Origin of the sequence: Nonlabens sp. (assembly GCF_051251825.1) — a bacterium.
Classification (GTDB): Bacteria; Bacteroidota; Bacteroidia; order Flavobacteriales; family Flavobacteriaceae; genus Nonlabens.
Map to the genome: position 1 here is coordinate 200440 of NZ_JBPOGG010000004.1, position 14374 is coordinate 214813.

At 36.1% G+C, this 14374-nt stretch carries 13 protein-coding genes; 2 read left to right on the top strand and 11 right to left on the bottom strand.

All coding sequences use genetic code 11. The features are described from left to right. Positions 1-34: 34 nt before the first annotated feature. A complete protein-coding gene (locus ACSHWW_RS07270; RefSeq protein ID WP_435681769.1) occupies positions 35-529 on the top strand; it encodes a hypothetical protein in 495 nt (164 codons plus the stop codon). A 33-nt stretch (positions 530-562) separates the two neighbouring features. Here ACSHWW_RS07270 and ACSHWW_RS07275 read toward each other — a convergent pair whose 3' ends face one another. The 11 genes from ACSHWW_RS07275 to ACSHWW_RS07325 all read right to left on the bottom strand — a co-directional run bounded on the left by ACSHWW_RS07275 (position 563) and on the right by ACSHWW_RS07325 (position 11376). Continuing rightward, on the bottom strand, positions 563-1039 hold the full coding sequence (locus tag ACSHWW_RS07275) for a protease complex subunit PrcB family protein (RefSeq protein ID WP_435681770.1): 477 nt from the start codon (positions 1037-1039) through the stop codon (positions 563-565). Continuing rightward, positions 993-2129: an N-acetyl-alpha-D-glucosaminyl L-malate synthase BshA gene (gene bshA, locus ACSHWW_RS07280; protein ID WP_435681771.1), complete on the bottom strand. Its 1137-nt coding sequence runs from the start codon at positions 2127-2129 to the stop codon at positions 993-995. Before bshA ends, ACSHWW_RS07275 begins: the two co-directional genes overlap by 47 nt. Positions 2130-2158: 29 nt before the next feature. Beyond that, positions 2159-5095, bottom strand: coding sequence for a glycoside hydrolase family 3 N-terminal domain-containing protein (locus ACSHWW_RS07285; protein ID WP_435681772.1), 2937 nt, complete (start codon positions 5093-5095; stop codon positions 2159-2161). Positions 5096-5253: 158 nt separating this feature from the next. After that, the gene (locus ACSHWW_RS07290; protein WP_435681773.1) at positions 5254-5913 is read right to left on the bottom strand and encodes a hypothetical protein; all 660 of its coding nucleotides are present in this window, start codon (positions 5911-5913) and stop codon (positions 5254-5256) included. Between the two features lie 11 nt (positions 5914-5924). Continuing rightward, positions 5925-6407, bottom strand: a complete 483-nt coding sequence (locus tag ACSHWW_RS07295; protein ID WP_435681774.1) for an ABC transporter ATPase — start codon at positions 6405-6407, stop codon at positions 5925-5927. Between the two features lie 2 nt (positions 6408-6409). Beyond that, positions 6410-6616 (bottom strand): hypothetical protein, encoded by a 207-nt coding sequence (locus ACSHWW_RS07300; RefSeq protein ID WP_435681775.1) that lies wholly within the window; start codon positions 6614-6616, stop codon positions 6410-6412. Then, complete coding sequence (locus tag ACSHWW_RS07305) at positions 6617-7408, bottom strand: (Fe-S)-binding protein (protein WP_435681776.1); 792 nt, start codon at positions 7406-7408, stop codon at positions 6617-6619. A gap of 57 nt (positions 7409-7465) precedes the next feature. Beyond that, positions 7466-7894 (bottom strand): LNS2 domain-containing protein, encoded by a 429-nt coding sequence (locus ACSHWW_RS07310; RefSeq protein ID WP_435681777.1) that lies wholly within the window; start codon positions 7892-7894, stop codon positions 7466-7468. A 1-nt stretch (position 7895) separates the two neighbouring features. Then, positions 7896-9239, bottom strand: a complete 1344-nt coding sequence (locus ACSHWW_RS07315) for a 4Fe-4S dicluster domain-containing protein (protein ID WP_435681778.1) — start codon at positions 9237-9239, stop codon at positions 7896-7898. Between the two features lie 9 nt (positions 9240-9248). Next, complete coding sequence (locus tag ACSHWW_RS07320; protein ID WP_435681779.1) at positions 9249-10202, bottom strand: MlaD family protein; 954 nt, start codon at positions 10200-10202, stop codon at positions 9249-9251. A 73-nt stretch (positions 10203-10275) separates the two neighbouring features. Further along, a complete protein-coding gene (locus ACSHWW_RS07325) occupies positions 10276-11376 on the bottom strand; it encodes an N-acetylmuramoyl-L-alanine amidase family protein (protein WP_435681780.1) in 1101 nt (366 codons plus the stop codon). A 152-nt stretch (positions 11377-11528) separates the two neighbouring features. On the opposite strand from ACSHWW_RS07325, the gene ACSHWW_RS07330 reads away from it, so the two are divergent. Then, the gene (locus ACSHWW_RS07330; RefSeq protein WP_435681781.1) at positions 11529-14249 is read left to right on the top strand and encodes a putative LPS assembly protein LptD; all 2721 of its coding nucleotides are present in this window, start codon (positions 11529-11531) and stop codon (positions 14247-14249) included. Positions 14250-14374 lie beyond the last annotated feature (125 nt).

Sequence of the window (14374 nt, forward strand, 5' to 3'; positions counted from 1 at the left end):
TAAGTAATTATATTTTTGATTAAAATTAAAAATTATGAAAAAATCATTATTATTTATAGTTGCTGTACTAAGTATAACAACTATAGCAAGTGCACAAGATATTTCTAAAAACGCAATTGGACTCCGTTTCGGTAGTGCAAATGGATTAGGTACTGAGGTATCTTATCAACGTGCATTAGGAGATAACAACAGACTTGAAGTTGATTTAGGATTAGAATCTGACGATGATTTTACTGCCTTTAAACTTACTGGAATCTATCAATGGGTATGGAATATCGATGGTAGCTTTAACTGGTACGCAGGTGCTGGTGGTGGTGTAGGAAGTGTAGATTATGACAATGATTTTGACGGCCTAGATGGTAGAGATACAAGTGAAACATTCTTGTATGCTGCTGGTCAAGTAGGTATTGAATATAGCTTTGACTTTCCATTACAAATCTCTATTGATACAAGACCTGAATTAGGTTTTGGAGACTTGAGAAATGACTTAAGTCTAGGATTAAGCTTAGGATTGAGATACCAATTCTAACCAATAAGTAAAACACATTAGAATAACGGCTTCTTAAAAGGAAGCCGTTATTTTTTTGTCATCATGTTTCACTTTGATAATCTTAAACGGTGTGGTAAGACTCATAGTTACCATATCACCTTTTTCTCTCTTTAATTCAAAGTTGAAGTGAGTAAGATCCTTTTCATCTTCAATCTCTGGAATGTCAATAAAGTAACCACCTGTAGTTTGCTGACCACCATACGCAAATACTACTGTTTCTCTCTTGAAATTAATTTCAGGAATCTCTAATCCAGGTTTACGTGTACTATTAATTTGAGCAAATTGTGCTAATAATTCTTCTTGAGAATTCACAATTATAACTTCCTTAATCTCATGATTACTATTACTGCCCTCATGAATTAATTCATAATATGACTGCAGCCCAAAAACCTTTTCTGGCTCATCCATTTTCTTTCCTTTACAACCTGTTATTGCAACCGTACTAACTGCGAGAAGCAGTAGCGAGCACATTGTTATATAATTTCTCATATTGTGGTATTATTAATTGTATGTCAAATTGTTTCGCTTTCGCGAAAGCGTTATTCTTAAATTCTAACAAGCGATCATCATCCTCAAGGATATGAATAGCTCTTGCCGCCATTTCATCTATATCTCCTACGTTGCTTGTATAACCAGTCACACCATCTTCATTAACCTCTGGCAATCCACCAGTATTTGAAGAGATCACTGGAGTTTTATTTGCCATCGCTTCAAGTGCAGCAAGCCCAAAACTCTCTTTCTCAGACGGTAATAAGAATAAATCTGTGAAACATAAAATGCGATCAATCTCAGTACTATTTCCTACCCATTTAATTTGAAGCTGGAGTTTTTTAGATTTTGCATATTCCTCTGCTTCAAAACGTTCTGGCCCATCACCTACCATGATTAATATAGCAGGGATTTTTTCTTGGATTTTTTCAAAAATCTTAACCACATCCATAATACGTTTTACAGGCCTCATATTACTTACATGAGTTATGATACGTTCCTCAGGAAAAGCCATGACGGTGCGATCACAATCTGTGAATTCTGTCTTATAATTAGACATGTCAATGAAGTTAGGCACTACATCAATCTCTTTACTGATTTCAAATAAATCTAACGTATCTCTTTTTAAACTAGCAGATACTGAAGTAACTACATCACTATTATTAATACTAAAAGTCACACTAGGTTTATAAACTGGGTGATTCCCTACCAGTGTAATATCTGTACCATGCAAAGTCGTTACCATGGGAAGTGATATACCTAAATCCTTCAACATTTGTTGCGCCATATATCCGGCATATGCATGCGGTATAGCATAGTGAACATGTAATAATTCAATTCCATGTTCTTGAACTACATTTACTAATTTACTTGACAAGGCAAGATCATATGGCTGATAATGAAACAGTGGATATTCCTCTACGTTAACTTCATGAAAGAATATATTTTTTGCGAGTAATTCTAATCGTACAGGTTGTTTATAAGTGACAAAATGGATTTCATGTCCACGCTGTGCTAGTGCAGTTCCTAACATGGTTGCTACTACTCCACTACCACCAAAGGTGGGATAACATACTATGGCAATTTTCATTAAGAATCTTTTAAATGTCTTTGATAAAACTAATCAATTATAGCATCATATATGATTTGCTGGATGTTAGTTCTTATATTCTCAGATAAGAGAAATCTATTGTCTGCACTTGGAAAAATACGATTAGATAGAAATACATACACAATCTCAGATTCTGGATCTGCCCAGGTGTAAGCTCCTGTAAAACCACTATGCCCAAAGCTGGTCATACTCACGCAACCACAAGTAGGTCCTACTTCATCGAGTTGCGGTTTATCAAAACCTACACCACGACGCACGTCTTGATCACAATAATAACAGGTATTAAACTTGGATAGTGTTTCTGGTTGAAAATAACTAATTCCACCATAAAAGCCATCCTGAACATACATTTGCATCATTTTGGCAATGTCATTTGCATTTGAAAACAATCCTGCATGTCCACCTATTCCGCCTTGCATCGCAGCTCCTTGATCGTGAACATAACCTTGTATAAGTTGACCTCTATAGGCCATATCATTTTCAGTAGGAACGATTTGATCTTTTGAGAATCGCTGTAATGGTAAATACCCCATATAATTCATTCCCATTCTTTTATAGAAATGATTTGCCGTTAATTCATGTAATGACTTCTTAGATCGATCTTCAATGTATTCTTTTAAAATATAATAAGGCAAATCACTATACTTATACTCTTGACGTTCTCTCAACTCACTGTTTGCAATGCGATTAAAAATAGTATCCTTTACGATACCATTTGCATAGAGTCCTTGTGCTACTTCTATGTTATAAATAGATGATTTTGAATTGCGATAATATTGAGACATCGGTTTAGTGGTAATACTATCCAGTGTATATCTATAAAAAGGAATCCAAGCTTGTAATCTTGCATAGTGTGATAGCATGGATTTTACCGTAATATCTTTTTTATTGGATTGAGATAATGCTGGTATTAAACTACCTACAGAGTCTTCCAAATCTATTACACCTTGCTCTTCAAGTTCCATAACTAGCGGTAGCGTACCCATAATTTTAGTAAGCGATGCGATATCATAAATATCTTCATCTTGAACAGGTTGCTCCTTAGAATATGTATGATATCCAAAGTTCTTCTGATACACCACTTTTCCCCTACGCGCGACGAGAATTTGCATTCCTGGAGCACCTTTATTATTAATCGTATGATTTGCAACACTATCAATTTTTGACAGCTTGTAACTATCAAAACCTACACTCGATGGTGTGCTACCATAAGCTAGCCGCCGTAAGTATGGAGTATCTTCTCCATCATTTACTTGAAACTGGCTACCTGCGCTTACTGGCAATCTACCTACTGCAGGGCGAGCACCAAAAATAATCTGAGCGCTTACCTTCTGACTCCATTCGCTATTTTGATAACTCATAATCACACCTTCAAAATTCTCAACCGTATTGAGTTGTGCCAGCATGTATGGTCTTACAAAAGCATCAAAAACAACATCGTGCTTTCTCGCTATTTCATACAACCAAGTGAGTTGCGTAGATTTGATTTGATAACCTTTCCATGGGGTTTCATTACTTCGGTGCAACCCAACAATTACGGTATTATAAGTTTCTAGTTTTTTGAGTAACTCATTTAGTTTCGTGGCTTTTACCTGAGTGACATTTGCATATTTATTAAGCTCTTTTAAAAAGACTTCACCACTAGCATCACCTAGCTCCACATAAGCTATCTTTTTAAGTTCTAGATTTTTAAATGGTAGTATTGAATCTTTATTTTTTAATACAGTTACAGCTTGCGATATCGCTCGTTCATAAACAACTTCATCACTTTCAGTATTCAAATCTGCTATGAGATTGAATGTGCTTATAGGTCTATAATTATGTAATCCTGACGCATATTTTGCTTTTAAAATCTTCTTTACAGAATGCTCGATACGTTCATCAGTAATATCACCTTTCACCCATGCAGCAATAATTTTATCAATAGCCTTAGGTACATTTTCTGAAATTAAGAGCACATCATTTCCTGCTTTAAAAGCTTGTAAATCAATCTCTCCAGGTTCACTAAAGTTAGAAGCACCTTTCATATTCAATGCATCTGTAAAAATGAGTCCTTTGAAACCCATTCTGTTTTTTAATAAATCTGTTACCACTTTTTCACTGATACTTGTAGGATAACCAGGTCTAGGCTCGAGACTAGGAATATTTAAATGAGCTACCATTACACTAGCCATTCCTTCCTTAAAGAGTTTACGGTAAGGATATAACTCCACACTATCTATGCGCTCTGCGCTAAAATCTACCGTAGGTAACGTTTTATGACTGTCCTGATCTGTATCTCCATGTCCAGGAAAATGTTTTGCACATGCAAGTGTTCCCGTGCTTTGCATTCCTTTCATAAAAGCTTGAGACTTATCTGTCACATTAAACATATCCTCACCAAAACTTCTATTCCCGATAATGGGATTATCAGGATTTGTATTGATATCTACGTCTGGTGCAAAGTTGATGTGAACACCTAATCGTTTACAATGCTGCCCTATTCGGCGTCCTACATCAAAACTAGATTGTGTTTGAGGCGTCGCGCCTAGCGTCATGTTCCATGGAAAAGCATACGTACTATCTAGTCGCATACTCAAGCCCCATTCTGCATCCATAGCTATTAGCATAGGAGTTTTAGATTTGGACTGTAATTCGTTTGTTAAATGAGCTTGTTGAACGGGTCCACCTTTTGAGAAGATGATTCCACCTATTTTTTGTTCCTCAACTAATTTTCTAACGGCAGCGACATGCGCTTTTCCTTTGTTAGAAAACAAATCTACCATAAATAACTGTCCTACTTTCTCACGGTTGTTTAAACTATTATAAACGCTATCTACCCATTTTACCTGAGCGAGAGAATCATTTGTAACTAACGGGTCGTGTGAGGAGAATTGTGCTTGTGAAGTTAACGCTTGCGCGAAAGCAAATATCAAAACAAATCCTTGTAATAAAGTCCTATTCATAGTATTAAGTAGCATATAAGGAACCTGTTTCAATAACCATTCCTAAAGCAACAAGATAGAGACTTCATGTCTGAACTTTAGTTAATAAAGCATAAATATTAGCGGACTTTTAAACGAATTTATTAACTAGAGAACTTAAATATTTTAAGTTTAATCAACTACTCAATTTTACCATTATTCAAATAGTTATTCCTTTTTTTCTCCCTTTCAGCTTTTTCTTTTTTACGTTCGCGAAGATTAGATTCTGAAATTTGACGCTTTTGTTTTAGGATAGTTTGCCAAGTTTCTGGATCAAAAGTTGTCCAATATAATTCTTCAAAATCATCGTCATTACTCTTGTTTGCTCTAATTCTTTGAGAAAAGAATTCAATCAATTTATCTTTATACACAGAAGAGGAGTCTAGCATATCATTACCATTCTCATCGATAACTAGAATCGAGGCGTACATAGTTTGATGATTTTCAACACAATCTGCAAGCACTGTAAACTTCTTAGTGTCATTTTCAAAAAGCTGGACATTATCCCATTTTAAAACTTTTCCGTGATCTCTGTCATTAGGTGTTAAGAATTCATTCCACTTCCCAAAATTATCAAACATCATTTTTTGGGTAGTAAAAGGGTTAAAAACACACTCAAATTTAACCTCGGTCGCTATAATGGTATCATTATTTATTAATTGATACGTTTTTCTTTCTGTGATAGAACCAAAATCGTTCTTCACAAAACGATGGCATTTACCATTTTCCCATACGGGTTGTTTAGGCGCACATGAATAAAAGAAAATTGATAAAAGAATACAAACAACAATAATCCTCATAGCCTTTGATTTTAAAAAAATCTAGAATGCCAGCTTTCACTCGCAGGAACTTCCCAGTGCTCACGATACTCACCTACAGTAGCCACTAAATTGTTAAAAACAATCGTATTTGCAGATACTGATTTGGCTTTAGCCATTTTTTTAAAGTCACTTAATTCTTTATGAGCTACATAGGGACCATTTTTAAAAGTCACATTCATCTTGTCCATTAAGTCAATTCTAAATGACTTTTCGATGGATTGAATAAAACGCACACTCGCATCTATAGAACAACCTGTGGCTCCAGCCATATGCTGATCTAATCCTATCACTATAAAACGGTTATAAGGATACTCTACACCAGCTTTTAAGTCTTTACCATGTGCAGTCCACTGCTGTAAAAAATTATCCATTTGTGGCTTGAGCTCGTTGAGCTCGTCTGTCGTGAAAGGTCTATTTGCTTGATAGATCCATACTCTAGCGTCTTCTGGAAGGTCTTTAAAATTTGCGTGCATGTTTAATTATTTTTTTTCTTCACCATCCACATTGTAGCGATGGCCATAAATGTTCCAAATACAATTGTACTGAAAACAAATTTTACTTCATGAAATGGCAAGCCACTGGCATAATCAAAAGCCGCCATGAGTCCTGCATATACTAGTCCAGCGATGAGTCCAAGCAATATGCGATTTTTCCATGGTACTTTGGATGGTTCGCTTTTCATCTATAAATCCTCAGCGCTTGCAATCATTTCTGCAAGGTCTAGAACTTCAACTTTTCCTTCTTTCTCACTTCCTTTAACTCCATCACTCATCATAGTGTTACAGAATGGACAAGCTGCCGCGATAATATCTGCTCCAGTGTCTAGAGCTTCTTCAGTACGCTCAATGTTAATGTCTTTAGTTCCTGGTTCTGGTTCTTTAAACATTTGTGCACCACCAGCTCCACAACATAATCCGTTGCGTTTACTGCGTTTCATTTCTACAAGCGCCGCGTCGAGTTTTTCTATAAGCTCACGTGGTGCTTCATAAATCTCGTTTGCACGACCTAGATAGCATGGATCGTGGTATGTGATTTTTTTACCTTTAAATTTCCCTCCAGATATGGTTAATTTACCATCTGCGATAAGATCTTTAAGAAATGAGGTATGGTGAATCACTTCATATTTTCCACCTAAATCTGGATATTCATTCTTAAGTGTATTGAAACAATGTGGACAAGCAGTAACGATTTTCTTAATGCCGTAACCGTTGAGAACCTCTATGTTCATCATGGCTTGCATTTGAAAAAGAAATTCGTTACCAGCTCTTTTTGCAGGATCACCAGTACAGCTTTCTTCTGCTCCTAGAACGGCAAACTCTACGCCTGCTTTGTTCAAGAGTTTTACAAATGCTTTGGTTATCTTTTTGGAACGATCGTCAAAACTTCCACTACAACCTACCCAAAATAAAACTTCTGGAGTCTTACCTTGTGCTATAAACTCAGCTGCAGTAGGCACTTTTATCAATTCACTCATAATTGTATTGTTGAGATGTATGTATCACGCTTTCGCGAAAGCGTAAACCACATCATTCTATTTCTTAAATACTTCTATAGTCACTTTTTCTTCCACGAGGTTTGTGAACTTACCTTTATATCGTGTAGCACGCACCATGTGGTTGTCAATCCAGTGGTAATTTCCTCCACGAGGTTTTCCCATTAACAAACTATGGTAATTGAACCCATGTTTTTTTAACCATTGCTCTGTTACCTCACGATGTTCCTCAGTTCTTGAGGTGAAAAAACAAATGACATGTCCATCATCAAACCAGCCGTTGAGCGTTTCTAAAGCATCTGGAAACGGCTCGCAAGTTGCCATGCGTTCTGGCTCTTCATTAGGAACATCTTCAGTAATAGTTCCATCTATGTCAATAAGGTAATTCTTAACACCTTCAGGTAATATAGGACTTGCTAAGGATCCGTCTTCGTTTTTTGCTTCTAGATAATCGTTTTCTTCTTTCATGTTAAAGTTCGTCTGCCCAGTTTAATCGGTCCATCTGGTTATAAGGCCATGGTGCACCGTTATTCTCTATGTTAGTTAATGCGTTATTTAAATCTGTAGGTGCTGCACTATTTTCTAGTACAAGATATCTTCTCATTTCCATGATGATACTCAATGGATCAATTCCTATAGGACAAGCTTCTACACAAGCGTTACATGTAGTACAAGCCCATAATTCCTCAGTAGTAATGTAATCGTTCAATAAGGTTTTACCATCATCTTTCCATTCTCCTTCTTTATCAATCACGCTACCTACTTCTTCCAGTCGATCGCGTGTGTCCATCATGATCTTACGCGGACTCAATTTTTTACCTGTAATATTTGCAGGACATTCTGAGGTACAACGACCACATTCTGTACATGTGTATGCGTTTAATAATTGGACCTGATTTAAATCAAAGATATCATTTGCTCCTAAAGCGGCTGGTTCTTCTTCCATTGCTGCTGGATCTGGTGCCGCAAACGGATCTGCGTCTGGATCCATCATTAGTTTCACCTCAGCTGTTACGGCTTCCATGTTTGTAAGTTGACCTTTAGGAGTCAACTTAGCAAAGTAAACATTAGGAAATGCAAGCATGATATGTAAATGCTTAGACCAGTAGAGATAATTTAAGAAAATTAAGATTCCTACAATGTGAATCCACCATGCGGCACGTTCAATGATTATTAATGTGCTGTCTGCCATGTTTTCAAAAAACACAGCTACATATTGAGAAACTGGAAATGATCCAAAGATCTCACCTGCATGAGCATATCCTTCTACTCCACGAGTTTGAAGTATAAAGTCTGTTGCGTTCATTATTAAAAATAATGACATTAAAACCACTTCAAAGTAAAGGATATAGTTCGCATCATTTTTAGGCCAGCCTTTCAACTCACCCATTGTGAATCGCTTGATGTTCATGGCATTTCTTCTTATCCAAAAAACAACAACTGTTACCAAGACTAATAAAGCGAGTATTTCAAAGGTTCCTATCAAAAAGTCATAAACGCCTCCTAAATAAGGAGCAAATATTCTATGAGTTCCAAATAGTCCATCAATGATAATTTCTAATACTTCTATATTAATAATTACAAATCCTACATAGACTACGACGTGTAAAAATCCAGCAACAGGTCTGCGTACCATTTTAGATTGCCCTAATGCAATGCGCGCCATTTGAGCCCAGCGTTCTTTTTTATTATCAGAGCGGTCTACTTCTTTACCTAATTTGATATTGCGTATCATCTTACGTATGTTACTGGCAAAGTAACCTATACCAGCAATTAATAAGAGCGCAAAAATGACTTGTGGAATGTATTCCATATTGTAAAATTATCTGTTTGGATCTTCTGGTTCTTCATACTTTCCTGGTCTTTTTCCAAAGACAGAGAAATGTACGTATCGTTTAGGATTGAGCTTCATGTCCTGCAATAAATCTGCAGCTTGTTCTGATGCTCTGGTAAGGTTAGTGTATAACTCATCATCAGTCATGAGTTTTCCTAGAGAACCTTCTCCATTATTCACTTTTTCAATAACCGTATTAAAGTTACTGATAGTTTCTTCAAGTTGTTTTACTGTTCCAGCAATTTGTACTTGCGCTAGCGTATCTGATATTTTTGCAAAGTTTTCTGTAGTAGTATCAAGGTTCTTAATAGTGCGACCTAGACTTTCTTTATTATCTGCGAGTAAGGAATTTGCATTGCGAGATAAACCTTGAAATTCAACTAGTGTTTTATTAAGTTCTACAAGAGATGCTGATATTGCTTTTCTAGTCTCAGGATTCAATGTTTTATTAACGGCAACCAGAACACTGTCTGCACTTACAATCATGTGTTCCATTTTATCTTTTAATGGAATGAATTGATCCATAACTTCTCCTTGCAGTCCTTTATCAAGTTTAGAAGACAACGTGTCACCAGATTTTGCTGGTGGTGCTGTAGATTCAAAATTAGGAACAATCGCCAGTGCCTTTCCACCTATAAGACTTGTACTGTAAACACTAGCAGTACTTTCTGAAGAGAATTCAAAGTCACCGTTTACATGAAACTTAACAATGAGCCTACCATTACCGTCTAGGAATTTAATATCATCTATATTTCCCACTCGCAAACCGTTAACGGTTACTGGAGCAGATTTAGTGAGCCCTTCTACATTATTATAGACCGCATAATATACACGATTATCTTCTAGAAGGTTACTTCCTTTTAAATAGGTGTAACCAAATATGAACAACGCTATAGCAACGACTGTTAGAATACCGACTTTAATTTCTTTTGAGAACTTCACAGATATGGTGTTTTGACAAATTTAGATAAAGCTATGTATTTTGTAGCTACATATATGCAAATTTAGCAATACATTATAATCGTCTGGTAACACCATTTTCTACCACGACGATAAAAGCACCGTCGTATCCTACGGCTAGAGCTTTATCTTTGAGAGTAATAGCTTTTTTTACGTCTGTAAAATTTCCAGTGAAATATCGGTAAATACCGCCATGTTTTTCTCTAGAGATTTCTGGTAGTTTTTTAAAGTTATATGATTTAGGAGCTACAGCACCAGAACTTGCTGCTATTTGAACCTTATAAATGACAGCACTTTCTACTCCGTTTTGAGGTGCAATGATTTCAGTTTGATTATTTTCTTCAATATCTATAGGTGTCACCTCAAAATTATTAATATCTCTATCTTTTTGATATCCTAGGATTGCATTAAAAATAGAAGCAGCAACCTTATCTTGTCCTGCCTTGCTATTTAAAAAGTCTCGTTCCTCTTTATTAGTAATAAATCCAGTTTCAATAAGTACGCTAGGCATGTAAGACAATCTTAAAACGGCAAAACCTGCTTGTTTCACACCTCTATTTTTACGTTTTAAGGCAGCCTCAAACTTAGTTTGAACTGCGGCAGCCATTTCTATACTATTATCTAGAAAATCTTCTTGAGTTAACAAACTCGCTGCAAACGATGATGGATCATTAGGGTCAAAACCTGCATATTTCTCTTCATAGTTGTCTTCTAATAGTATCACAGAGTTCTCTCTTTGTACCACTTCTAGGTTATCATCACTACGGTGCAAACCTAGCACCCAAGTTTCATTTCCTTTGGCACTTTTATTTGCGGCAGCATTACAATGAACAGACACAAAAAGATCTGCTTTTGCCTTATTTGCAATAGATGCGCGTTCATGTAATTCTAGAAATTTATCAGTCGTACGTGTGTACACCACTTTAATTTCAGGATGTTTTTCCAGCATTGCTCCTACTTTCTTGACCACTTTAAGCGCGATATCCTTCTCGTTAACAGAGCCCACTTTTTTTCCTGGATCAGTTCCACCATGTCCAGCATCGAGAACAATAGTAAAAGTTTTGCTGTTTACTACAGTAGAATCTATAGGCTTATTTGCCTGACTTACAACAGGAAAAGCTATTAATGCAATAATTAAAAGTATATACGTTTTCATTACAGTGTTCATAGGTGTTAAGGTGGTTTTGATAAATCCGCTTTCGCGAAAGCGTAATTACACAAAAACGCTTAAAAATTATACGTAGTTTTGACGTTTCAAAAACCAGACCATTTCTATTAACGAATATAGTTTACTGTAGATTGCATTACTTGAAGAGGTATATCATTTTATCAATAGTCTTTTTAACAGCTAGCCTTACAAGTTGGGCGCAAGAGCTGCCGTCTTCTGGTTCTACAATTCCAGCAGAAGAAGTTCCTGAAAAAACTCCCGAAAACAAACCACAGGAACCAGCAGAAACTTTAGTAATCACACCCGATTCTCTACAATTACAAAAGCCTATAGACTCTACTAAACGCAAGCCTATACTTGAACACAAGCTTATTTCTAGTGCTAAAGATTATAAAGAGATAGATCGTATTAATAATATTATCACCTTATATAATGAGGCAAAAATCGAGTACGGAGACATCACACTTGAGGCTGGTAAAATTATTATGAATATGAATACGGGTGATGTATTTGCCTATGGAGTTGTAGATACGGCTGATGTTTATTCACAAAAACCTGTCTTTTCTCAAGGCGGCAGCGTGGTAAAACCCGACTCTATTATATTTAATAAAGACAGTCGTAAGGCGTTAATTTATGGCGCAAATACTGAAGAAGGAGAATTTAAAGTAAAATCTGAGGTGACAAAACGTGTCAATGATTCTGTTTACTTTATGAAACGTGCCAGATTTACAACTTCTAATAATCCAGATAATCCTGATTACTATTTCCTAGCTCGCAAAATTAAATTTGTACCTGGAAAGAAAATCGTTACTGGTTTAGTGAACATGTATATAGCAGATGTCCCTACTCCTATAGGATTGCCATTTGCTTATTTCCCTATGACTAATGAGCGTAAAAGTGGTGTAATCATTCCGTCTTTTGGTAATAATAACAATCAAGGATACTTTTTACAGAATGGTGGTTATTACTTTGCCATTAATGATTATGTCGATTTAACTGTACTGGGTGATTACTTCACAAATGGAAGTTGGGGTTCTAGGATAGAAAGTAGCTATAGAAAAAGATATGCGTTTAGTGGTAGTTTTAGATTCCTTTATGAGAATCAAATTCAGAGTGAACGAGGCTTTTCAGATTTTCAACAAACTAATCGCTATAACATTAACTGGCAACACAGTCAGGATGCAAAGAGTAATCCTAACAGCCGTTTCAGTGCAAGTGTAAACTTAGGAAGTAGTCAGTTTTTTAGACAATCATTTAATCAAGTGAATCAAAGTGCTACGCTTGTTAATAATTTGAGTTCGTCCATTTCTTATTCTAAAACCTTTACTGGTGAACCGCAAGTAAATGTGAGTACAACGGTCTCACATAATCAAAACACAAACACAAACGTTGTTAATTTAACCTTGCCTACTCTGCAAGCAAGTGTTTCAAGAGTATTTCCTTTTGCTCCTAAAGAAGGTGTTAAGAAAGGTGTGCTGCAAAATATCAACATGCAATATAATTTGCGTGGAGAAAATCGGCTCACGACAAATGATGAGGATTTCCTGACAGGTAAGATGTTTGATAATGCTGTTGCTGGATTGCGACATTCTATTCCTATTTCTACAAACTTTAAAATAGCAAATTATTTTTCAGTTGGGTTAAATGCCAGTTATGATGAGTCATGGGTTTTTGAAACTATCGACCAGTTTCTAGAAGTAAATGATAATGGTAGTATTGAAACGGTAAGAGATACGGTTCCTGGATTTGACGCTTATAGAACTTACAACTATGGAGCTAGTATAGGAACCACTGTATATGGTAACTGGAAATCTTCAAACAAAGATTCAAAGATTCAAGCAATACGCCATGTGATGCGACCTAGCGTTTCTTATAGTGCAAATCCTAGTTTTGATCAATATTATGAGCGTTTACTAGATGAACAAGGATTAGACATATCAGAAGAGGAACGTTTCTATAGCCGTTTTGAAGGAACACTTTTTAATGCTCCTGGAAGAGTTTATTCTAGTAGTTTAGGAATAGGGATTCAAAACACGCTAGAAGCCAAAGTACGTGATCGAGATTCCACAAAAACCGAGTTAAAGAAAATATCTCTACTTAAATCTTTTAATGTGAATACATCTTACAATCTAGCTGGTGACTCCTTAAACTGGAGTCCGCTACAACTGAGAGGTGTAATTCCTATTTTTAAGAATATAGACTTAAATCTGGACGCAAATCTAGATCCATATGCGCTGGATAATAACAACCAGCGTATCGATAGATTTAATGTAGATAATGGTGGTAGTTTATTCAGATTAACTCGTGCTGGTGCTCGTTTTAACTTCAGATTGAGCAATACAGATTTTGAAAAAGCCAAAGACGGCGACAATAAAAAACCTGATGACCCATTACAAAATAGAAATTTACAAAATGGTGGACGTGAGGACGATCTCTTCGGCGCATCAGTAGATTATGCAGATGGTACCACTTTTAATCAAGAGCCCGAAAAAGAAAGTGTAGATATTGATAAAACTAGGTACAGGTTTAAAATTCCATGGAATTTGAATTTTGCCTACACCATGACCTATAATAATGCACAACGACAAAACGAGATCAATCGACAATCACTTATGGTATCTGGTGACGTGGAATTATCACCACGCTGGAGTGTAGGTGGAAATACAGGATATGACTTTGCAAATAAAGGAGTTTCTTTTACCACATTACGTTTTAACCGAGATCTAGAAAGCTGGAGATTAAGTTTTAACTGGACTCCTATAGGTCCACAAAACAGCTGGTTCTTCTTTATAGGAATCAAGTCTGGAGCATTGAGTGATATTAAATGGGATCAACGTAAACAACCAGATCCTCAATTTTAGAATTGCCTATTGCCTATTACCTATTGCTAAAATGAAAACTTCTAGGAACAATGGGGTTTTTTAAGTTTGAGTTTAGATTTAAGTTTAAGTTTAAATAAGTCAGTCTTCGAGAACCTCAGACTTCG

Excerpts from the sequence above, each read along its gene's own strand:
- ACSHWW_RS07270 (WP_435681769.1), top strand. The coding sequence starts at position 35 with ATGAAAAAATCATTATTATTTATAGTTGCTGTACTAAGTATAACAACT.
- ACSHWW_RS07315 (WP_435681778.1), bottom strand. The coding sequence starts at position 9,239 with ATGGAATACATTCCACAAGTCATTTTTGCGCTCTTATTAATTGCTGGT.
- ACSHWW_RS07295 (WP_435681774.1), bottom strand. The coding sequence starts at position 6,407 with ATGCACGCAAATTTTAAAGACCTTCCAGAAGACGCTAGAGTATGGATC.
- bshA (WP_435681771.1), bottom strand. The coding sequence starts at position 2,129 with ATGAAAATTGCCATAGTATGTTATCCCACCTTTGGTGGTAGTGGAGTA.
- ACSHWW_RS07300 (WP_435681775.1), bottom strand. The coding sequence starts at position 6,616 with ATGAAAAGCGAACCATCCAAAGTACCATGGAAAAATCGCATATTGCTT.
- ACSHWW_RS07310 (WP_435681777.1), bottom strand. The coding sequence starts at position 7,894 with ATGAAAGAAGAAAACGATTATCTAGAAGCAAAAAACGAAGACGGATCC.
- ACSHWW_RS07275 (WP_435681770.1), bottom strand. The coding sequence starts at position 1,039 with ATGAGAAATTATATAACAATGTGCTCGCTACTGCTTCTCGCAGTTAGT.
- ACSHWW_RS07305 (WP_435681776.1), bottom strand. The coding sequence starts at position 7,408 with ATGAGTGAATTGATAAAAGTGCCTACTGCAGCTGAGTTTATAGCACAA.
- ACSHWW_RS07290 (WP_435681773.1), bottom strand. The coding sequence starts at position 5,913 with ATGAGGATTATTGTTGTTTGTATTCTTTTATCAATTTTCTTTTATTCA.
- ACSHWW_RS07325 (WP_435681780.1), bottom strand. The coding sequence starts at position 11,376 with ATGAAAACGTATATACTTTTAATTATTGCATTAATAGCTTTTCCTGTT.
- ACSHWW_RS07285 (WP_435681772.1), bottom strand. The coding sequence starts at position 5,095 with ATGAATAGGACTTTATTACAAGGATTTGTTTTGATATTTGCTTTCGCG.